The organism is Actinocorallia longicatena (assembly GCF_039534125.1).
In the GTDB taxonomy this organism is placed as follows: domain Bacteria; phylum Actinomycetota; class Actinomycetes; order Streptosporangiales; family Streptosporangiaceae; genus Actinocorallia; species Actinocorallia longicatena.
The window spans coordinates 191339-213557 of sequence record NZ_BAAAUV010000005.1 but is presented as its reverse complement, the minus strand read 5'-3'; the positions used below and the strand labels follow the sequence as shown (position 1 = coordinate 213557).

At 73.1% G+C, this 22219-nt stretch carries 12 protein-coding genes; 9 read left to right on the top strand and 3 right to left on the bottom strand.

The features are described from left to right. Positions 1-5: 5 nt before the first annotated feature. A complete protein-coding gene (locus tag ABD785_RS11780; protein ID WP_344826122.1) occupies positions 6-578 on the top strand; it encodes a TetR/AcrR family transcriptional regulator in 573 nt (190 codons plus the stop codon). A 26-nt stretch (positions 579-604) separates the two neighbouring features. On the opposite strand, the gene ABD785_RS11775 is transcribed toward ABD785_RS11780, so the two are convergent. Next, a complete protein-coding gene (locus tag ABD785_RS11775) occupies positions 605-1852 on the bottom strand; it encodes a cytochrome P450 (protein ID WP_344826119.1) in 1248 nt (415 codons plus the stop codon). A 154-nt stretch (positions 1853-2006) separates the two neighbouring features. On the opposite strand from ABD785_RS11775, the gene ABD785_RS11770 reads away from it, so the two are divergent. Then, positions 2007-2594, top strand: a complete 588-nt coding sequence (locus ABD785_RS11770) for a TetR/AcrR family transcriptional regulator (RefSeq protein WP_344826116.1) — start codon at positions 2007-2009, stop codon at positions 2592-2594. A gap of 87 nt (positions 2595-2681) precedes the next feature. Then, positions 2682-3650 (top strand): TerC family protein, encoded by a 969-nt coding sequence (locus ABD785_RS11765; RefSeq protein ID WP_344826113.1) that lies wholly within the window; start codon positions 2682-2684, stop codon positions 3648-3650. Positions 3651-3707: 57 nt separating this feature from the next. Here ABD785_RS11765 and ABD785_RS11760 read toward each other — a convergent pair whose 3' ends face one another. Continuing rightward, the gene (locus ABD785_RS11760; RefSeq protein WP_344826111.1) at positions 3708-4622 is read right to left on the bottom strand and encodes a helix-turn-helix domain-containing protein; all 915 of its coding nucleotides are present in this window, start codon (positions 4620-4622) and stop codon (positions 3708-3710) included. Positions 4623-4785: 163 nt separating this feature from the next. Here ABD785_RS11760 and ABD785_RS11755 point away from each other — a divergent pair, with 163 nt between their 5' ends. The 3 genes from ABD785_RS11755 to ABD785_RS11745 all read left to right on the top strand — a co-directional run bounded on the left by ABD785_RS11755 (position 4786) and on the right by ABD785_RS11745 (position 8374). Next, a complete protein-coding gene (locus ABD785_RS11755; protein ID WP_344826108.1) occupies positions 4786-7002 on the top strand; it encodes a M4 family metallopeptidase in 2217 nt (738 codons plus the stop codon). 155 nt (positions 7003-7157) lie between these two features. Beyond that, entirely contained in the window at positions 7158-8066 is a 909-nt protein-coding gene (locus ABD785_RS11750) for a hypothetical protein (RefSeq protein WP_344826105.1), read from the top strand. Then, the gene (locus ABD785_RS11745; protein WP_344826102.1) at positions 8063-8374 is read left to right on the top strand and encodes a winged helix-turn-helix domain-containing protein; all 312 of its coding nucleotides are present in this window, start codon (positions 8063-8065) and stop codon (positions 8372-8374) included. The genes ABD785_RS11750 and ABD785_RS11745 overlap by 4 nt, the downstream gene beginning before the upstream one ends. Here ABD785_RS11745 and ABD785_RS11740 read toward each other — a convergent pair. After that, complete coding sequence (locus ABD785_RS11740) at positions 8371-9354, bottom strand: NAD-dependent epimerase/dehydratase family protein (protein ID WP_344826099.1); 984 nt, start codon at positions 9352-9354, stop codon at positions 8371-8373. The genes ABD785_RS11745 and ABD785_RS11740 overlap by 4 nt on opposite strands. A gap of 263 nt (positions 9355-9617) precedes the next feature. Between ABD785_RS11740 and ABD785_RS11735 the strand changes: the two genes are divergently transcribed. Genes ABD785_RS11735 through ABD785_RS11725 form a run of 3 tightly spaced genes read left to right on the top strand, consistent with a single transcriptional unit; the run spans position 9618 to position 22218 of the window. Beyond that, complete coding sequence (locus ABD785_RS11735) at positions 9618-20396, top strand: amino acid adenylation domain-containing protein (protein ID WP_344826096.1); 10779 nt, start codon at positions 9618-9620, stop codon at positions 20394-20396. Beyond that, positions 20393-21829: a condensation domain-containing protein gene (locus tag ABD785_RS11730; RefSeq protein WP_344826093.1), complete on the top strand. Its 1437-nt coding sequence runs from the start codon at positions 20393-20395 to the stop codon at positions 21827-21829. Before ABD785_RS11735 ends, ABD785_RS11730 begins: the two co-directional genes overlap by 4 nt. After that, positions 21826-22218 (top strand): MmpS family transport accessory protein, encoded by a 393-nt coding sequence (locus ABD785_RS11725; RefSeq protein ID WP_344826089.1) that lies wholly within the window; start codon positions 21826-21828, stop codon positions 22216-22218. The genes ABD785_RS11730 and ABD785_RS11725 overlap by 4 nt, the downstream gene beginning before the upstream one ends. Position 22219 lies beyond the last annotated feature (1 nt).

Genomic DNA, 22219 nt, shown 5'->3' with positions numbered 1-22219 from the left:
CGGAGATGACGACCCGCCGCCGGCTGAGCGGCCCCGAGCGGCGCGCCCAGATCCTGGACGCCACCCGGCTGATCGTGGTCGAGGAGGGCTACCACGCGGTGACCTACGACCGCGTGGCCGCCGCGTGCGGGGTCACCAGGACCGTCATCTACCAGCAGTTCGAGAGCCTCTCCGGCCTCCTCGTCGCCATGATCGACCGCGAGATCGAGCACGCCTTCGCCGGCTTCCGCGAGGCCGTCGCCCGTCCCCTCCCTCCCGGCGAGGACCCGTTCACCCACGCCGTCGCCGGAGTCCTCGACGCCGTCGACGCCGCCCCCACCACCTGGCGTCTCTTCATGCTTCCCGCCGAGGGCGGCCCTCCCGAACTCCACCAGCGCCTCGCCCGGGCCCGCGCCGTCACCCGCTCCCATCTCTCCCGCATCACCGGCCACCACACCGACCCCGAGCTCAGCATCCGCATCCTCCACGCCGTCGCCGACGAACTGGTCCGCCTCCGCCTCACCGCCCCCGCCGCCCATCCCCCCTCCCGTCTCCTGGCCCAGGCCCGCCTCCTGTCCCGGACCCTGACCACCCGCTGATCCGGCGGGCCGGGGACGAGCCGGGGTCAGGCGGGGGCCGTGGTGAGGGGGTAGTGGGTGAAGCCGCGGAGGGCGAGGCCGGAGCGGCGGGTGGGCGGGGTGGTGCGTTCCAGGTGGGGGAAGCGGTCGAGGAGCTGGGTGAAGACGATGTCGGCTTCGAGGCGGGCGAGGTGGGCGCCGAGGCAGAAGTGGATGCCTATGGCGAAGGAGAGGTGGGGGTTGTCGGTGCGGGAGAGGTCGAGGCGGTCGGGGTCGGTGAAGCGGGCGGGGTCGTGGTTGGCGGCGCCCAGGAGGGTGATGACCATGGTGCCGGGTTCCAGGTTCACGCCCTGGAGGACGGCGGGTTCCAGGACGGTGCGGGCGTCGATCTGGACGGTGCCGTCGTAGCGCAGCAGTTCCTCGATCGCGGTGGGCATGAGGGATCGGTCGGCGCGGAGCGCCGCCAGTTCCGCGGGGTTGTCCAGGAGGGCGTGCAGGCCGTTGCCCAGCAGGTTGGTCGTGGTCTCGAAGCCGGCGCCGAACAGCAGGATCGCGGTGGACACCACCTCCTCGGGGCGGAGGGCGTCCTCTTCGGCCGACCGGGCCAGGCGGGACAGCAGGTCGTCGCCCGGGTGCAGGCGCTTGTGGGCCAGAAGGTCCGTGATGTAGTCCGTGATCGCGCGGGTCGCCTCGACGGCATCGGCGAGGGCCTCGGGGGTGGAGTCGGGGCTGACCACGGCGCCGATGCTGCCGGCCAGCGGCAGGACCACGGCGCGGTCGGAGTCGGGAATGCCCAGCAGGTCGCCGATCACGTTCAGCGGCAGGGGCAGCGCCACGGTCGTCATGAAGTCGGTGCCGGGGCCGTCGGCGAGCCTGTCGAGCAGGGCTGCCGTGCGCTCCCGCACCGCCCCGCGCAGCTCCTGGACGTGACGTCCGGTGAAGGCCGAGCTGACCAGGCGGCGCAGCCGGGTGTGGTCGGGCGGATTGGCGAAGATCATGCTGTCGGCGACGTTGCTCATGAGCTCCTCGAGGCGCTCGGGCGGCAGGCCGGTGAACTGGAAGCCGAGCATGTCCGAGCCCTTGCCCAGGGCGCGGTGGCGCAGCGCGGCGTCGCAGCCGGCGTGCCCGCTGAGCACCAGCGTGCCGTCCTCGAGGAGCAGTGCGGGGGCGCGGTCGCGCAGGGCGTGGTAGGCGGGGCGGAGGTTCTCGGCGGTCGGGTCGCCGAGCGCGGCGTAGAAGAGCAGTTCGGCTTCGGGATCGGTCCGGGCGGTCTCGGTCGCGGCGATCGGTGCCATGGGCGTCCCTCCGAGGAGCGTCTTGAGGAGCGTCGTGCGGATGAGGCCACGGTCGCACCCGGCCGCCCGCGCCAGAAGGACGGAACCCGTCCAGAGGCGGTCAAATAGCCCATATATGTCAGCGTCGCGACAGATACGGCCCTAGTGTCCCGGCATGGACACCAGCCAGGGATTCCACGGACGGTTCCGGCGGCGGCTGCGCGAGGAGATCCTCGACGCCGCCCACCGGATCACCTGCGAGCGGGGCTGGGCCGCGGTCACCAACACCTCGCTGGCCCAGGAGGTCGGCATCAGCAGGCAGACGATCTACAAGGAGTTCGGCACCCGCCTCCAGGTCGGCGAGGCCCTCCTGCTCCGCGAGGCCGACCGGATGTCCACCGACCTGCGAGCGATCACCGACCGCTGCCCGGACGTGCCCTCCTTCATCGCCACCCTGGTGGAGTTCGCCCTGACCGTCGTGCCCGGCCACCCGCTGCTGACCACCATCCCGCGCACCTCGCGGCACGGCGACAGCCTCCTGTCCCTGATCACGCTGCACGCCGCCCCGCTGATCTCGGCCACCTCCGCCACCATCGCCGAGCAGATCCTCCGCCTGGCCCCCGAACTGGACCCCGGCGCCGTCCGGGCGACCCTCGACTCCCTGATCCGCCTGGCCGTCAGCCACCTGCTCCAGCCCTCCCCCGACCCCCGGGCCGCCGCCGGGCACCTCACTCACCTGGCCTGCCGCAGCCTCGGCTACTGACCCTTCGGAACATTTCCGGTCGATGGGGCTCGAATCAGAGGACTCGTTCGTTGGGTCGAGACCTATCGCGACTACTGGAGGAGACCAATGATCGACGTCCCGTTGTGGTTGTGGGGAGTGTTCGCCGCGACCGTGGTCATCGCCCTCGCCGTGGACCTGCTCGCCCACCGAGACGCCCATGTCATCGGATTCCGGGAGGCCGCCGCATGGAGCGGGCTCTGGGTCGGGCTGGCGCTGGCCTTCGGCGTGGTCGTCTGGATCGTCCTGGGGGCGGATCCGGCGACCGAGTACACGACCGCGTGGCTGCTGGAGAAGAGCCTGTCGGTCGACAACCTGTTCGTCTTCGCGCTGATCTTCGGGTACTTCCAGGTCCCCAGCGCCTACCAGCACCGGGTCCTGTTCTTCGGGATCATCGGCGCGCTGCTGTTCCGCGGGATCTTCCTCGCGCTGGGCGTGGCCGTCGTCAGCAAGTTCACCGCGATCCTCTTCGTGTTCGCCGCGATCCTGTTCTGGAGCACCTACAAGCTGCTCAAGGAGGAGGACGAGAGCTTCGATCCGGGCCGGAGCCTGGCCGTCCGGATGCTCCGGAAGTTCGTTCCCGTCCGGGAGGAGTACGCCGGGACGAGGTTCTTCGTCATGGAGGCCGGGCGGCGCGTGGCCACCCCGCTGCTGGCCGTCGTCGTGGCGATCGAGGCCGCCGACCTGGTCTTCGCCGTCGACAGCGTGCCCGCCGTCCTGGCCGTCAGCGACGACGCCTTCATCGTCTACACCAGCAACGCCTTCGCCATCCTGGGCCTGCGGGCGCTGTACTTCCTGCTCGCGGGCATGCTGGACCGCTTCCACTACCTCAGCAAGGGCCTGGCGATCATTCTCGCCTTCATCGGCGTCAAGCTGGTCCTCCTCGCCTCGCACAAGACCATCAGCGCGTCCATCCCCGAGATCCCGTCGCTGGTCAGCCTGGCCGTGATCGTCGTGGTCCTGGCGGGCTCGGTGGTCCTGAGCCTGCTCCGCCCGGCCCCCTCCGAGGAACCGGACGAGATGGCGAAGACCCGCTGAATCCGACCCGCCGCATCAGACCCACTGCATCAGTCCCCTTGGATCAGTCCCCTTGGATCAGTCCCACTCCCAGCGGATTCCGTGGATGCCGGGCGTCAGGTCCTGGGAGAGCTGGTGGACGGTGTTCCAGTTGTCGAGCCGCAGGGACCGGAGGTCGGTGGACGGCGACCGGAGGGTCGCCTGGTGGGTCTGGTAGCAGCGTTTGGGCTCCGCGGCGGTGTCGAAGGCTATGTGCAGGAGGTATTCGCGGGCCGGGAACCGGAAGCCCCGGACGTAACGGGTCGACTCGGGGAGGTCCGCGGTGTGGAAGAACTCGTATTCGAGGACGTAGGTCTCCCCCTTGGCCAGCGGATGGTCGAAGACGAGCTCCACGACCGTCAGGCCCTCGGCCGGCAGGGACCGGACCCGGCCCTGCCGGCACAGGCGCCCTTCGAACCCCTCGAAGGCCGGGCCGTCCTCGCAGTGGTGCACGGCCACGTACCGGTCGACGTGGTCGGCCCGGGCCCTGAAGACGACCCGGGAGTGGGCCGACCGCTCGCCCCGGTCGGCACCGATGGTCACCGACTCGTGGTGGCACAGGGTCTCGAGCCGGCCGTCGACCGGATTCTGGATCTCGTTCAGCAGATCGTCCAGCTCGGCGTGGACGGGGCAGACGTCGCTGTAGGAAAGCGAGCCGGGAATGCGGTCGGCGCCGGCACCGAGCAGGGCGATGAGTGATCCGGAAGGCAATTCGAGAATGTCCTCCAGCGCCCGTACGGCGCGCAGCGAGGTGGCGCGTTCCGGTCGGCACCGGCCGCGCTGCCAGTAGCTCAGGCTGGACACGCTCACCTGGAGACCCTGGCCGCGCAGCCGGGCGTGAAGACGTTCAAGGGTGAGTCCGCGCGCCTGGATCGCCAGGTGGAGCGCGCGGTGGAAGGGGCCCGTGCGCAGCACGTCGTCGAGCGTCGCCCCCGGCCCGTGGATCTGATGCACCGTCACTCCAGGAAGCCGTAGATCTCCGCTGCCGCCCTCGTCGAAAACCTTTCAGTAGTTGAGGGAACGTTCCTGAAAATTCAGTATCAACTGCGGCATTGACATCATTTTTCGCACGGGATCAACTCCGTTGCAAGACCCGCCTGTGCAAAGGAGTGCCGTAGTGAAACACCCGACCGTGACAGGGGCCCTGGCGATCGCCGCCGGCCTGATCGTCGCGATCACTACCCCCGCCCTCGGCGCGAGCGCCCCCTCCGCACCCACCCCCCCTGAGCCCAGAGCGCAGGCCGCCGCCGCGGCCGACCGCCTGGTCTCGACCAAGCCCGCCCGGCTGCGCGTGTCCGGCAAGGACAGGATCGCCCGCAAGGACGTCGTGTCCGGAGCCGGCGGGCTGCAGTACGTCTCGTACGAGCGCACCTACGCGGGCCTGCCCGTGTACGGCGGCGACTTCGTCGTGACGACCAACGCGACCGGCGGTGTGCTGGGGACCTCGGTCTCCCAGGCCGCTCCCCTGTCGGTCGCCACGACGCCGAAGGTGCAGGCGTCCGCCGCCGTCCAGACCTCCCGCGACCAGCTCACCCGGGTCGACGAGGCGTCCGAGGCCCGGCTGACGGTGCTCGCCGAGGGCACCGGACGCCTGGTGTACGAGACCGTGGTCTCGGGTGCGAAGGGCACCCGGCCCAGCAAGCTGCACGTCTTCGTCGACGCGGCCGGCGGCCAGGTCGCCGGCACGTGGGACGAGGTGCAGGACGCCGCCGACGACGTGAGCTACTACCACGGCACCGTCGACCTCAGCACCCAGGCGACCTCGATGGCCGACCCGGCCAGATCCGGCATCCGGTGCGGCGGCCAGAACGGCAGCACCTACACCGGCACCGACAGCGCCTGGGGCAACGGGAGCGGCACCAACCTGGAGACCGCCTGCGTCGACGTGCTGTACGCCGTCCAGACCGAGTGGAACATGCTCGGCGCGTGGCTCGGCCGCAGCGGCATCAACGGCAGCGGCAGCGGCTTCCCCGCCCGGGTCGGCCTCGCCGACGTCAACGCCTACTGGAACGGCAGCTACACCAACTTCGGCCACAACCAGGCCAACACCCGTCAGGCCACCTCGGTGGACGTCGTGGCGCACGAGTTCGGCCATGCGATCTTCCAGACCACTCCCGGCGGCTCCAGCGGCGGCAGCGGCAACGAGAAGGGCGGCATGAACGAGTCGGCCGGCGACATCTTCGGCGCGCTGACCGAGCACTACGCCAACGAACCGGCCGCGCTCGACCCGCCGGACTACCTGGTCGGTGAGGAGGTCGACCTCGTCGGCGGCGGCCCGATCCGCAACATGTACAACCCGTCGGCCGTGGGCGACCCGAACTGCTACACCTCCTCGATCCCCAGCACCGAGGTGCACGCGGCGGCCGGACCGCAGAACCACTGGTTCTACCTGCTGGCCGAGGGCTCGAACCCCGGAGGAGGCAAGCCGTCCAGCCCGACCTGCAACGGCACGACCGTGACCGGCATCGGCATCCAGAAGGCCGGTGCGATCTTCCAGGGCGGCCTGAACCGCAAGGTGACGGCGTGGAGCCACGCGAGGGCCCGCATCGAGACCGTCAACGCGGCCAACGCGCTCTACCCGGGCTCGGCGACCGAGTGCAACGCGGTCAAGGCGGCCTGGGCCGCGGTCAGCGTGCCCGCGCAGTCCGGCGAGGCCGCCTGCGGCGGTTCCCAGCAGAACGACTTCTCCCTGACGCTCTCCCCCGCCTCGGGGAGCGCCCAGGCGGGAGGCTCGGCGACGGCCACGGTCACCACCCAGGTCACCGGCGGCAGCGCGCAGTCGGTGGCCCTGTCCGCGACCAGCTCACCGGCGGGCCCGACCGCCTCGTTCTCCCCCGCCTCGATCACCTCGGGTCAGACCTCGGCCATGACGGTCAACGTTCCCGCGGGCACCGCGAGCGGGACCTACACGCTGACGGTCACCGCCGACGGCGCGACCGTCGACCGGACCGCCACCTACACCCTCACCGTGGGCACCGCGCCCCCGGGCTGCCCGCCGTTCACCAACGCGACCGCGCAGAACATCCCCGACCTGACGACGATCAACAGCACGATCGCCGTCACCGGATGCTCCGGCAACGCCTCGGCGACCTCCACCGTCGCGGTCGACATCGACCACACCTACAAGGGCGACCTCTCGATCGACCTCATCGCCCCTGACGGCACCTCCTACAACCTGAAGGCCAACGGCAGCGGCGGCAGCACCGACAACGTCAAGCAGACCTTCACCGTCAACCTCTCCTCCGAGACCGCCAACGGCACCTGGACCCTCCGCGTGAGGGACAACGCCAGCATCGACACCGGCAGGCTCAACACCTGGACCATCGACCTGTAGCACTCCACGACCCGCGGGCCTCCCCATCACGGGGCCCGCGGGTTCTCCCTGTCACCGGGCCGGACCCCGGGACGGTTCCCTGCGGTGCTGACTTGACATCATGGAAAGTCATGGGCTTCACTTTCCATGAGGGAAAGTCATGATGGGGAGGTCTCGTGGAAGAGCTCGGTACCGGACGGACACGGGTGTGGAGCTGGGCGCTGCTCGTGGTGGCCGTGGTGATGCACGAGGTGGCGCTCGAGCGGGAGGACACGGGCTGGCTGGTGCTGATGCCGCTCGCGCAACTGCTGCTGGCGGGCCTGGTGGTCGGGCCGCTCGCGCGGCTGTCCAGGCGTGATCCGCAGCCGCGAATGCCGCGGGCCGGGCTGCTGCTGGCCTTCGCCGTCTGGATCGGCGTCCTGGTGGGCTCGGTCGTCGGGCTGACCCGGGGCTTCGACGCGCTGGGGCTGCCGGTGCCCGCGGTGCTCGCGGGGCTGGTGCTGATCGGGTCGGCTGCCGCGGCGACGGGGCCGTTCGACCGGCTCAAGGCCAGGCTCGGCGCCCGGCCCGTGCCCGCTCCCCGGGCCGGACCCCGGCCGGACGTCCGCCTCGAGGGGGCGTCACTGAACGAGCTGTCGCCCGCCGACGCCCTGGCCGAGATCGAGCGCACCCGCGATATCTCCCTGCGGCCCCTCGGGATCCCGCTGTGGAGCTGGCCGCTGACGATCCTGGCCCTGATGCTCGTCGAGACCGCGGTCGGCCAGGACGACCTGCTGCCCGCGCTCGCCTACGGGGCCCTGCTGATCCCGCTGTTCGCCCTCGTCCTCGTGCTCGCCGTCCGGCGGACCCCGCAGATCCGGCGTCCGCTGCCCGGGATGCCGCTGACCGCGCGCCTCGCCGGCATGGCCTGGATCTTCGTCGCCCTGTTCTGCGTCCAGGCGCTGCCCGGGGCCTTCTCGGCCCTTCGGGCACCGCTCCCCGCCGTCCTCACCTACCTGGTGACCACGGCACTCGTCATGGTCATCGCCTCTCCGCTGGGCCGCCTGGAGAACAGGCTGAGGACCAGGGCCAAGACACCGGCATGACCCTCGATCCCGTCATCCACGCCCCCAACCGCCTCCAGCTGATGTCGCTGCTGTATCCGCTGACCGAGGCCGAGTTCGCCTTCCTGCGCGACCACATCAACGTCAGCGACTCGGTCCTGTCCAAGCAGGCCGCCGCCCTCGAGTCCGCCGGCTACCTCGAGATCCGCAAACGCACCCTCGCCGGCCGCTCCCGCACCTGGTTCTCCCTCACCGAAGAAGGCCGCGACGCCTTCGACACCTATGTCACCCATCTCCAGGCCCTCGTCGGCCGCCCTCTCCGCCCGCCCCTGGAGGACCGCACACCCTAGGCCAGGTGGCCCTCTCTGGTCAGCCAGGTGAGGGTGTCGCGGAAGGTGTCGGTGGTGGGGCGGTAGGTGAGGGAGAAGGTGCGGAGGGTGGCGGTGTCGTCGGCGGGGCGGCCCTCGGACATGATGACGGCGGCCTCCTCGGAGAGGGGCGGGACGTCTTCGCCGGAGGCGCGGAGGTGGTCGAACTGGCGGCCCAGTTCGATCATCTCCTCGGCGGTGACGGGCGTGTAGGGGACGTCGCGGCCGGACGCCTCGGACAGGTGCTCCGCCCACTCCTTCCAGGTGACGTAGCGGCCGCTGACCAGGAAGCGGCGCGGGCCGAGGCCGGGACGCAGCGAGCCCGCGATGACGGTGGCCAGGTCGCGGACGTCCAGGACGCCCAGCCCGCTCTCGGGGGCGACCATCCCCGTCTCCAGGGCCGCGAGCAGGGCGATGTGGCTGTCGTTCAGATGCGGGCTCTCGGGGCCGTAGACGCCGCCGACGACCAGGACCGTGAGCGCGGCGCCCCGCTTCTGCAGGTCGGCGGCCAGCAGCTCGACGTCGCGCTTCTGCGCGCCGTACTCCGACAGGGGCTCGGCGAGCGCGGAGCCGACGGTCAGCACCGGGTCGGGCGTCGGCAGGTGCACCGCGATGCTGGATGTGTACACGATCGGATCGAGCCCCAGCTCCGCGGCCTGCCCGAGAACGGTCCGCGCACCGTCGACGTTCGCGGTGCCGCGCGGCGTCCCTCCCCCAGCGACCCCGATCTCGGCGGCGCAGTGCACCACGGCCGAGCATCCCTCCAGCGCCCGCGCCACGGCGGCGGGGTCGGTCATGTCGCCGACCACGATCTCCGCCGCCGGGCCCTCCAGCCCGCCCAGCACCCGGCCGGCCTTGGCCGGATCCCGCACGAGGAGCCGCACCTCGTGCCCCTCCCCCAGAAGCTCCCGCGTCACATGGGATCCGACGAACCCCGTACCACCGGTGATCAGCACCTTCATGCCGGCTCCTCGCCTCACGCCCACACCACGGACGGCCGAATTGGATCTTCCCTCCGGCCCGGCGACGTTCCCACAACGCCCGAGCCGCCCGCAAGCCCGAGGGGCGATCGGGGCAGGTGCGGCAGGGGCTTGCGGGCCTCAGCCCCGTGTGCTCTCATGGGTCCGTCGTGATGAAACACAGATGCATTTAGTGTTTCATCGTATCAGCGACGGCCGCTGCCAGCGTGAAAGCACCCCACATGCCTCTCTCAGGTCCCCTTCCCTTGTCGTCGGCGCAGCAGAGCGTCTGGTACGCGCAGCAACTCAGTCCTGCGACCTCGATCTGCGTGGCCCAGTACGTCGAGATCGAGGGGCCGTTCGAGCCGGAGCTGCTGCACAGGGCCGCCGAGATCGGTGCGCACGAGGCCGAGGCGCTGTTCCTCAGGCTCGGCGAGCGGGACGGCCTGCCGTTCCAGGTGCTGGAGGACGCGCCGCGGGCCGAGCTGGTTCAGATCGATCTCAGCGGGGAGCCGGATCCGCGGGCCGCGGCCGAGGCCTGGATCGAGGCGGAGCGGCGCAGGCCGATCGACCTGGCGGACGGCGAGCTCTACACCGCCCGGATCCTGCGGCTGGGCCGCGAGCTGCACTGGTGGTTCCTGCGCGCCCACCACATCCTCATCGACGGTTACTCCGGCGCGATGCTCGGCAGGCGGGCCGCCGAGATCTACTCGATGCTGGCGCGGGGCGAGGACTACCGTCCCCGGCGGCAGGGCGACTACCGGGCGCTGCTCGCGGAGGACGCCGCCTACCGCGAGTCCGCCGGGTACGCGGCCGACCGGGCCTACTGGACGGAGCGGTTCGCCGACCGTCCCGACGTCGTGAGCCTCACCGACCGGACCGCCCCGCCGACCGGCGACTTCCGCCGCCGGACGGTCAGGCTCGGCGACGCCGCGACCGCGGGGCTGGCCGCGGGCGCCCGCCGCCTGCGGACCGCGACCCCCGGGCTGGCGCTGGCCGCCTGTGCCGCCTTCGTCGCCAAGTCCACCGGGACCGAGGACGTGGTCCTCGGCGTCGCCGTCACCGGCCGGGTCACCCCGCTGGCCCGCGAGACGCTCACCCACATGTCCACGGTGCTGCCGCTGCGGGTGACGGTGCGGCCGGGCATGACGGTCGAGGAGCTCACCCGGCGGACGTCCAGGGCCGCCGCCCGGCTCCTGCGCCACCAGCGCTACCGGCGCGAGGACCTGATCCGCGACCTGAAGCTGGTGGGCCGCCGGATCCACGGGCCGACCGTCAACATCATGGCCTACGACTTCGCGCCCGAGTTCGAGGGCGTGACGACGGTCCAGCACAACCTGGGCAACGGTCCCGTCGACGACCTGTCCATCGTCATCTACGACGACGACCGGGGCCGCGGCGCCCGGGTCGACTTCGACGCCCACTCCGAGCTGTACACCGAGCGGGAGGTCGAGACCCACCAGGAGCGGTTCGTCCGGCTGCTCACCGCCATGGCGGCGGCCGACCCGTCCACCCCGCTCGGTGAGATCGACCTGCTCGGCGCGGGCGAACGCGAACTGGTCCTGCGCACCTGGAACGACACCGCCGCCGAGCCTCCCTCCGGCACCGTCCTGGACCTGCTGGACGCCCAGGCCGAGGCCGCCCCGGACGCGCCCGCCGTCACCGACGCCCACGGCACCCTGACCCACGCCGAGCTCCACACCCGCGCCAACCGGCTGGCCCGCCGCCTGATCGCCGGCGGCGCCCGTCCCGGCACGTCGGTCGCGCTCTGCCTGCCGCGCACCGCCGACCTGGCCGTCGCCGCCCTGGCGGTGCTGAAGACCGGCGCCGCCTACCTTCCGGTCGACCCCGCCTATCCGCGGGACCGCCAGGAAATGATCATCGCGGACGCGGCGCCGTCCGCGGTGCTCCGTGGCGGGATCGGCCCGCTGGACGGCCTGTCCGGTGCCCCGCTCACCGCCGCCGAACGGGGCCGCTCCGTCCATCCCCGGGACCCGGCCTACATCATCTACACCTCCGGCTCGACCGGGCGGCCCAAGGGCGTCGTGGTCTCCCACGCCGCCGTCGCGGACTTCTGCCTGTGGGCCCGCGCCGACTTCGGGCCCGAACGCCTCGCGCACGTCCTGTGGTCGACGTCGCTGAACTTCGACGTCTCGGTGTTCGAGTGGCTGGCCCCGCTGACCGTCGGCGGCCGGATCGAGATCGTCCGGGACCTGCTGGAGATCGCCGAGCGCGGCGGCTGGCGCGGCACGCTGATGAGCGGGGTCCCCTCGGCCGTCGCGGTGCTGCTCGCGCAACCCGGTCTGGACCTGGACGCCGGAGACGTCGTCCTGGCCGGGGAGGCACTGCCCGCCCGGCTCGTGCGCAGGCTGCGGGAGGTCTCCCCGAAGGCCCGGATCTGGAACATCTACGGGCCGACCGAGGCGACCGTCTACACCGTCGGCTGGCGCGACGACGGCAACCCCGAGGGCGAGGCGCCGATCGGCCGCCCGCTCCGCAACACCCGCGCCTACATCCTGGACGCGGCCCTGCGCCCGGTGGCGCCCGGCGTTCCCGGCGAGCTCTACCTGGCGGGCGCCTCGCTGGCCCAGGGCTACCACGACCGTCCCGCGCTCACCGCGGAGCGGTTCGTCGCCTGCCCGTTCCCTGCGGCCGGGCCCGGCGAGCGGATGTACCGGACGGGCGACCTCGCCCGCTGGCGGGACGACGGGACGATCGAGTACCTGGGCCGGCTCGACCACCAGGTGAAGGTCCGCGGTTTCCGGATCGAGCCCGGCGAGATCGAGTCCGTGCTGGACCGGCATCCGGCCGTCGCACGGTCGGTCGTCATGGCGCGGACCGAGGGCACCGGTGCCGCCCGGCTCGTCGCCTACGTGGTCGCCGAGCGGGCCGACGGGCTCGCCGCCGAGCTCCGCGAGCACGTGGGCCGGAGCCTGCCCGACCACATGGTCCCGGCCGCCGTCGTCGTGCTCGAGGAGATGCCGCTCAACCCCAACGGCAAGCTCGACCGGGCGGCGCTGCCCGCCCCCGACTTCGGCGCGCTCACGGCGGCCGCCCACCGGGCTCCCGGCGACCCCCGCGAGGAGGTGTTCTGCGCGCTGTTCGGCGAGATCCTCGGCCTCGAGCGGGTCAGCGCCGACGCCGCCTTCTTCGATGCCGGAGGCGACTCGATCACCGCGATGCGGCTGGTCAGCGGCGCCCGCGCGCACGGCCTGGTGATCACCCCGAAGGACGTCTTCCGCCACCAGAGCCCGGCGGGCCTCGCCACGGCCGCCCGCACCCCGGCCGAGACGGAGCTCCCGGCCGAGCCCGCGGGGGCCGGTGTCGGACCGGTCGCCGCGACCCCGATCCTGCGCTGGTCGGAGGAGTCCGGCGCCGGTGAGGGCCTGCACCAGAGCGTCCTCGTGCGCACCCCGGCCGGGCTCGGCGACCTGACCGGCGCGCTGGCCGCGGTCGTCGACCACCACGACGCGCTGCGGCTGGCCCGGCGCGACGGCGGCTACGAGGTCCTGCCCGCGATCGACGCCGCCCCGCTGTGCCACCGGGTCGACGTCTCCGCGCTGACGGCCGCCGAACGCGCGTCGGCGGTCGCCGAGGCCACCGATGCGGCCAGGGACCGGCTCGACCCGGCCACGGCCCGGAACATCCAGCTCGTCTGGTTCGACGCCGGAGACGACCAGGGCCTGCTCCTCCTCCTGGCCCACCACCAGGTCATCGACGGCGTCTCCTGGCGCATCCTGCTCCCCGACCTGGTCACCGCGCTGGCCGGCGGGACCCTGGAGCCGGTCGGCACGTCCTTCCGCCGCTGGGCGGGCCTGCTGCGGGAGGAGGCCGCGCGGCGGACCGGCGAGCTGCCCGCCTGGCGCGAGACCCTGACCGGGCCCGCCGTCGCCTCCGCCGTCCCCGGTCCGCCGGACACCGCCGCCACGGCGCGGAGCGTCGTCCGTGAGCTGCCCGTCGGGCTCACCCGCGCCCTGCTCGGCCCGGTCCCGGCCGCCTTCCACGGGCGGACCACCGACGTGCTGCTCGCCGCCCTCGCCCGGGCCTTCCGCTCCGCCGAGGGCGACGGCGACCTGCTGCTGCACCTGGAGGGCCACGGCCGTGACGAGCTCGCTCCCGGCGTCGACCTGTCGCGGACGGTCGGCTGGTTCACCAGCCTCTATCCGGTGCGCCTGAGCATCGGAGCCGCCGGCGCCGCCGCCTCGGTGAAGCTCGTGAAGGAGCGGCTGCGGCGGGTGCCCGGCGACGGCGTCGGCTACGGCCTGCTCCGCCATCTCCACCCCGAGGCGGGCCCCGAGCTCGCCGCCCTGCCCGCTCCCGGGATCGTGTTCAACTACCTCGGCCGGGCCCCGATCGAGGACTCGGGGGACTGGTCGGTCAGCGCGGCCGCCGGCGGAGCCGCGCCGCACGCGCGGCTCGGCCACGCCCTGGAGATCAACGCGATCGTCCACGACACCGCCGAGGGCCCGCGGCTGCGGATCACCTGGGTCCACGCCGAGCGCCTGTGGCCGCAGGAGCGGACCGCTGAGCTGGCCGACGCCTGGGAGCACGCGCTCGCCGAGCTGTCCGACGCCGAGGGCGGACGCACCCCGTCGGACTTCCCGCTGGTCCGGCTCACCCAGGAGGACGTGGACGAGCTGGAGGCGGCCGATCCCGGCCTCGCCGAGATCTGGCCGCTCACCCCGCTCCAGTACGGCTTCTTCTTCCAGTCCCTGCTCAATCTCGGCGGAACCGACGTCTACACCGGGCAGCTGATCTTCGATCTGGACGGTGAACCCGACCACGACCGGCTCAGGGCCGCCGCGCAGACCCTGCTGGACCGGCACGCCCCGCTCCGCGCCCGGTTCGGGCAGCTCCGCGACGGCAGCCCCGTCCAGCTCGTCCCGGGACGGGTCGAGATGCCGTTCACGGTCGCCGAGACCACCGAGGCGGACCTCGAGGAGGCGACCGCGGCCGAGCGGATCCGGCCGTTCTCCCTCGCCGACGGGCCTCTGATCCGGTTCCTTCTGCTCCGGCCCGGCGGCGGCCGCACCCGGCTGCTCGTCACCAGCCACCACATCGTCCTGGACGGCTGGTCGGCACCGACCCTGGCCGGTGAGCTTTTCTCCCTCTACGCGGGGATCGAGCCCACGGCCGTCCCCTCCTACGAGGGCTATCTGGAGTGGCTCGCCGCACAGGACCGCGACGCCGCGGCCACGGCCTGGCGGGAGGCCCTGTCCGGGCCGCCCGCACCGACCGTCCTGGCCCCCGGCGCTCCGATGACGGGCGCGGCCCCGCCCGAGCGGCTCGTCCTGGACCTGCCGCAGGAGCTGTCCACGGCCTTCCTGGACCAGGCCCGCCGCCACCAGCTCACGGCCAACACCCTGGTCCAGGGGCTGTGGGGGCTGGTGCTCGCCCGGCTGACGGGCCGCGACGACGTCGTGTTCGGCGCTACGGTCTCCGGCCGCCCGGCCGAGCTCCCCGGCGTCGAGGGCATGGTCGGCCTGTTCATCAACACGCTGCCGGTCCGGTTCCGCCCGCGGACGCGGGAGTCGCTGCTGTCGGCGCTGACCCGGCTCCAGGAGGAGCAGGCGGGCCTCCTCGACCACCACCATCTGGGCCTCGGCGAGATCCAGAACCTGCTCCGCACTGGTGTCCTGTTCGACACGATGACGGTGTTCGAGAACTACCCGCTGGACGCCTCGGCGATGGACGGCGCCGTCGACGGCGTCCGCCTGGTCCGCGCCGACCTCGAGGACGCCACCCACTACCCCCTCACCCTGCTCGCGATCCCGGGGAGGACCCTCCAGCTCAGGCTCGAGTACCGGGCCGACCTGTTCACGGCCGAGGCGGCGGGCGGGCTTCTGCACGTCCTGAGGACGCTGGTCGAGGCCGCCGCGGAGGGCCTCGATCGTCCCCTCGCCGCGTTCTCCCCCGAGATCCCCGCCGCGCTGCGCACCGCCCTCGACGCCCTGGCCGCCGCCGCCCCGCCCGCACGGCCTCGGGGAGAGAACCGGCAGCTCGTCGCCTATGTCGTCGCGGCCCCCGACGCCGCCATCGACGCCGAGGAGCTGCGGGCCCACGCCCGGGCGCATCTGCCCGCCTCGATGGTCCCGAGCGTGTTCATGGTCGTGGACGCCCTGCCGCTGACCCCCAATGGCAAGGTCGACACCACGGCGCTGCCGAAGCCGCGGCTCACCATCGCGGTCTCCGGATACCGGGCCCCCGTGACCACGACGGAGCGCCTGCTCTGCGACGTTCTCGCGGAGCTGCTCGACCGGGACAGGGTCGGTCTCGACGACGACTTCTTCGCCCTCGGCGGGGACTCGCTGGCCGCCGTCCGGCTGGCCGCGAGGCTGCGCCGCGCGCGCGGGATCGAGCTGCCGATCCGAGCGCTGTTCGAGCGTCCGACGGTCGCGGCGATCGCCTCCCTGCTGGAGGACGCGGCACGGGCGGAGCGGCCTTCGCTCGCCGCCGCGGAGCGCCCCGCGGTGCTGCCGCTCTCCTACGCCCAGCGGCGGCTGTGGTTCCTCAACCGGTTCGAGGGCCCTTCGGCGACCTACAACCTGCCGATCGCGCTGCGGCTGACGGGACCACTGGACGCCGCCGCGCTCCAGGCGGCCCTCGCGGACGTGGTCGGACGGCACGAGTCGCTGCGGACGATCTTCCCGGACTCCGGCGGGACGCCCCGCCAGCAGATCCTCGACGCGGCGGCGGCCGTTCCGCACGTCCAGGCGGCCGGCATCGGTGCGGAGGATCTTCCGGTCGCCCTCGCCCGGGCCGCGGGGTACGGGTTCGACCTCGCGGTGGAGACTCCGCTGCGCGTCCACCTGTTCCGGCTCGCGCCCGAACTGCACGTCGCCGTGCTGGTCCTGCACCACATCGCGGGCGACGGCTGGTCGATGGCGCCCCTGGCGCGCGACCTGTTCACCGCCTACGCCGCCCGGCTCGGCGGAACGGCCCCCGCCTGGGAGCCGCTGCCCGTCCAGTACGCCGACTACGCGCTCTGGCAGCGGGAGCTGCTCGGCGCGGAGGACGATCCGGACAGCCCGCTCCACCGCCAGATCGCCTACTGGCGCGCGGCGCTGGCCGGGCTGCCCGAGCAGCTCGACCTGCCCGCCGACCGGCCCCGCCCCGAACAGGCCTCCTACCGGGGCGGCACCGCCCGTCTCGACCTGCCCGCCGCGACGCACGCCCGGCTCCTGGAGTTCTCCCGCGCGAGCGGAGCCTCGCCGTTCATGGTCGCCCAGGCGGCCTACGCGACGCTCCTCGCGAAGCTGTCCGGTGCGACGGACATCCCGGTCGGCTCGCCGATCGCGGGCCGCACCGACGAGGCACTGGACGACCTGGTCGGCATGTTCGTGAACATGCTGGTCCTGCGCACCGACACCTCCGGAGACCCGACCTTCCGCGAGCTCGTCGCCCGCGTCAGGGACACCGACCTGGCCGCCTACGCCCATCAGGACCTGCCGTTCGAACGCCTCGTCGACGTCCTCAACCCCGAGCGCCACATGGGCCGCCACCCGCTGTTCCAGAACGGCCTCACCTTCCAGAACAACCCCGCCGCCCGCCTGTCGCACGACGGTTTCACCGCGGAGATCGAGCCGCTGCCGGGAAGCGTCGCCCGCTTCGACCAGCTCCTCATCCTCACCGAGCGGTTCTCCGCCGACGGCGCCCCCGCCGGGGTGGGATGCGAACTGGAGTACGCGCTCGACCTGTACGACCCGGCCACGGCGGCCGGGTTCCTCGGCCGCTTCGCCCGGATCCTGGACGCGCTGCTGGCCGCGCCCGACGCCCCGCTCGGCGCGACGAGCCTGCTCACCCCCGCCGAGCGGGAGACCGTCCTGACCGGCTGGAGCGCGCCGGCGACGGACGCGCCCGCCACGCTGCCGCCGACGATCGTCGCGGCGTTCGAGGCCCAGGCCGCCAGGGATCCGCGGGCCCCCGCCGTCACCTTCGAAGGCGCGTCCCTGACCTACGGCGAGCTCAACGCGGCGGCCAACCGGCTCGCCCGGCATCTGCGCGTCCTCGGCGCGGGCCCCGGGACGTCGGTGGCGCTGCGGCTGCCCCGCTCGGAACAGCTCGTCATGGCGGTGCTGGCGGTCCTGAAGACCGGCGCGGCCTATGTGCCGATCGATCCGGGCTACCCGGCCGAGCGGATCGCCTCCACGCTCGAGGACGCCGCCCCGGTGCTGACCGTCGACGAGGGCGTGCTGGCGGAGGCCGCCGAGACCGACGGCTCGGACCTGGGCGTGGTGATCGATCCCGCGGACCCGGCCTATGTGATCTACACCTCGGGGTCGACCGGGAAGCCGAAGGGCGTGGTGATCCCGCACTCCAACGTCATCCGGCTGATGACCTCGACGGAGCACTGGTTCTCCTTCGGCCCGGACGACGTGTGGACGCTCTTCCACTCCTACGCCTTCGACTTCTCCGTGTGGGAGCTGTGGGGTCCTCTGCTGTACGGCGGCCGTCTCGTGGTGGTCCCCTACGGGGTCTCGCGTTCGCCTGTGGAGTTCCTGAAGCTGCTCGAGGCCGAGCGGGTGACGGTCCTCAACCAGACGCCGTCGGCGTTCTACCAGCTCATGGCCGCCGACGCCGCCGCCCCCGCCGTCCTCTCCCTCCGCTTCGTGATCTTCGGAGGCGAGGCGCTCGAGCTGAAGCGCCTCACCGCCTTCGCCGCCCGCCGCCCCGGGACCGTCCTCGTCAACATGTACGGGATCACCGAGACCACGGTTCACGTCTCCCACATCGCGCTCGACGAGGTGGCCTGCCAGACCGCGCCCGGCTCGGTGATCGGCGCCGCCCTCCCCGATCTGCGGACCTATGTGCTCGACGAACGTCTCCAGCCGGTCCCGGCGGGCGTGACCGGCGAGCTGTACGTCGCGGGAGCGGGACTCGCCCACGGCTACCACCGCAGGCACGCCCTGACCGCCGAACGGTTCGTCGCCGACCCGTTCGGCGCCCCGGGCACGCGCATGTACCGCTCCGGTGACCTCGCCCGGTGGACGCGCGACGGCGAACTGGAGTACCTCGGCCGCTCGGACTTCCAGGTGAAGATCCGGGGCTTCCGGATCGAACTCGGCGAGATCGACGCCGTCCTCTCCCGGCACGCCTCCGTCCGCGACGTCGCCGTCATCGACCGCGAGGACCGTCCCGGCGACAGGCGCCTGGTCGCCTACGTCGTGCCCGCCGATGACGACCTGGACGCCCAGGCCGTCCGGGCGCTGGCCGCGGCGGAACTGCCCGCGCACATGGTGCCCTCGGCGGTCGTCCTCCTCGACGCCCTCCCGCTGACCGGCAACGGCAAGCTCGACCGCCGTGCCCTGCCCGCCCCGCAGATCACGGTCGGGGCCTCCGGCCGAGCCCCGGCGAGCGAGCGCGAGGAACTCCTCGCCGACCTGTTCACCGAGGTCCTCGCGCTGCCCGCCCGCGCCGGAGCCGACGACGGGTTCTTCGACCTCGGCGGCGACTCCATCATCGCCATCCAGCTCGTCGCCCGGGCCCGCCAGTCCGGCCTGCTCATCACCCCCCGCGAGGTGTTCCAGCACCAGACCGTCACCGCGCTGGCCGCCCACGCCCGCGACACCGCCGACGAGCAGATCGAGACCGAACCCGAGGGCGCGGGCACCGGCCCCGTCCCCCTCACCCCGATCATGGCGTGGCTGCGGGAACGCGGCGGCTCCTCCAAAGGCTTCCACCAGTCGATGCTCCTGCGGACCCCACCGGGCCAGGACGTCGCCGCCCTGACCGCCGCCTGGCAGAAGGTCCTCGACCACCACGACGTGCTCCGCCTCCGTCTCGAGGACGGCCGCCCCGTCATCCCCGCCGAGGCCTCCGCCGAAGGCCTGGTCACCCGGGTCCGCGTCGCGGGACTCGACCAGGCCACCCTCCTGAAGGTGATCCACGCCGAGGCCGGCGCCGCGGCGGCCCGGCTGGATCCGGCCGCCGGGCGCACCGGCCGCCTGATCTGGTTCGACGCCGACGACGAGCAGGGCCGCCTGCTGTTCGTCCTGCACCATCTGGTCGTCGACGGGGTCTCCTGGCGGATCGTCCTGCCCGACTTCGTGGGTGCCCTGGTCGGCCTCGACCTCCAGCCGGTCCCGTCCTCCTTCCGCCGCTGGGCGCAGCGCCTCACCGCCGAGGCGGCGAGCCCCGGGCGGACCGGGGAGCTCGACACCTGGCTCGAACTGGTCGAGGGACCCAACCCGCGCCTGGCCGGACGGGCGCTCGACGCCAGGACCGACACCGCCGACACCGCCGTCCACCTCACCGTGAGCCTGCCCGCCGGGACGACGGAACCGCTGCTGACGACCGTCCCGGCGGCGTTCCACGGCCGGGTCAACGACGTGCTGCTCACCGGCCTCGCGCTGGCCGTCGCGCACTGGCGCCGGGTCCGGGGCGGGCGCGGCACCGACGTGCTGATCGATCTGGAGGGGCACGGCCGCGAGGAGCTGTTCCCCGGCATGGACCTGTCCAGGACCGTCGGATGGTTCACCTCGCTGCACCCTGTGCGGCTGGACCCCGGGCGGGCCGAATGGGCCGAGATCCTCGCGGGCGGCGACGCCGCCGGACGAGCCGTCAAGAAGGTGAAGGAGCAGCTGCGGCGGGTGCCGGACGGCGGGATCGGCTTCGGCCTCCTGCGGTACCTGAACGAGGAGACCGCCGAGGAGCTGGCCGATCTCCCGCGAGCGCAGATCGCCTTCAACTACCTCGGCCGGGTCGCCAGGGACGCGTCCGGCTGGAGCCCCGCCGCCGAGCCGCTCCCCTCCGGAGAGGACCCCGCGCTGCCCGCCGCCCACCCGCTGGAGATCGGCGCGATCGTCCACGACGGTCCCGGCGGCCCCGAGCTGACCGTCATCTGGACCTGGCCGGGCGGGCTGTTCACCGAGCAGGAGGTGGCCGGGCTCGCCGACGCCTGGTTCGCCGCCCTGCGCGGCCTGGCCGCCCACGCCCGGGACGGCGCGGCGAGCACCTTCACCAGCTCCGACCTCCTGGTCGAACTGGAGCAGTCCGAGATCGACGCGTTGCAGGCGACCTGGCGCAAGAGGGGAGGTGACACATGAGCGGGACGGCGGACGGCAGGGACCTGCTGGACATCCTTCCCCTCTCCCCGGCCCAGCGGGACCTCTTCCTCGACGACGGCCGCGAGGACGGCGGCGGCATCGCCCAGCTCGTCCTCGACCTGGCGGGCCCCCTGGACGCGGCGACGCTGCGCCTGGCGGCCGAGGCGCTTCCGGCCAGGCACGCGAACCTGCGTGCGGCCTTCACCGACCGCGACATCAGCCGTCCGGTCCAGCTGATCCCGCGCGAGGTCCCTCCGGACTGGACCGAGATCGAGCTCGCCGGCCGGGACGCCGGCCTCCACGCTGCGGCGGAGCGGTCCCGCCGGTTCGACCTGGCACGGCCGCCGCTGCTCCGGTTCGCCCTCCTGCGCTCGGCGAGCGACCGGCACCGGCTGATCCTCACCCACCACCAGATCCTCATGGACGGCCGGTCGAGGGCGCTCCTGGTCGCCGAGCTGTTCGCCCTCTATCTCGCGGGCGGATCCGGTAAGACGCTGCCCGAGCCCGTCCCGTACCGGACCTATCCGGCGTGGCTGGTCCGCCAGGACGGCCGGGCCGCCGAGGCCGCCTGGCGGCGGGCGCTGGCCGGGCTCGGCGGGCCGACCCTCGCCGTCCGGAGGCGCGCAGGCCCGCCTCCGGGGGCGCGGCGGCAGGCCCGCCTCGACCTGGACGAGGGGTTCTCCCGGCGGCTCACCCTTCTGGCACGCCGCCTCGTCGTGACGGTCAACACGCTGTTCCAGGCGGCCTGGGCGGTGGTGCTCGGCGGGCTCACCGGCCTCGACGACGTGGTGTTCGGCCAGGCCGTCTCCGGACGTCCGCCCGGCCTGCCCGGCGTCGAGAACATGATCGGGGCGTTCCTCGGGACGCTGCCCGTCCGGGTCCGGATCCGCCCCGGCGACACCCTCGCCGGGCTCCTGGCACGGCTCCAGGAAGAGCAGGCCGAACTGCTGCCCCACCACCCGCTCGGCCCCTCCCGCGTCCGGCCGGCCTCCGGCGGAGCCGGGCTCTTCGACACGCTCATGGTCATGGAGGACGGGACGTCCGGCCTCGGAACCCTCGACGGATCTCCCGGCGGCCTGCGGATCACCGGCTCCGAGACCCACGACTCCTTCGCCTTCCCGATCGCGTTCGTGGTCGTTCCCGGCTCCCGGCCGTCGCTGCGCCTGCACCACCGGGCCGGCCTGCTCACCGGGGCCGAGGCCGCCGCGCTGCTGGCCGGAGTCGAACGGTTCCTGCGGGCGTCCGTCGCCGATCCCGGCCGGCCGCTGGCCTCCCTCGACCCGCCACCGCTGCGCGGCCCGCTGATCGGGCCCGGCGAGATCGAGGAGACGTTGAAGCGCCATCCGCTCGTGGCGCAGGCCTTCGTGGTCGCGAGCGACGACCTCCACGTTCGACCGAGCCGGCATCCGGCCCTTCCAGGAGAACTCTCGTGAACCGTCACCTCCCCCTCGTCCTGCTCGCCCTGGTCCTCGCCGGCTGCGGAGGAGGATCCGGGGAACCGGAACCCGTTCCGCCCGCGAAGCCGGCGAACGCCCTGCACCACGTCGTCTACCGGGCGGAGGGCACCGCTCCCGGCGGCACGGTCTCCTTCTGGACGGCGGGCGGCGTCGGCAAGGAGAAGGACGCCGCCCTCCCCTGGGAGAAGAGCTTCGAGCTGAAGACCGGCTCCCCGGTGTCGGTGTCGATCACCGCCCGCGACGCCGGGACGGTCTCCTGCTCGATCGCCGTCGACGGGAAGATCGTCGAGCGGTCCACCGGCGACGGCAGATCGGCCCTCGCCACCTGCGACTGGAGGCTCGGCTCCTCGGCCGTGACCCGCTGAG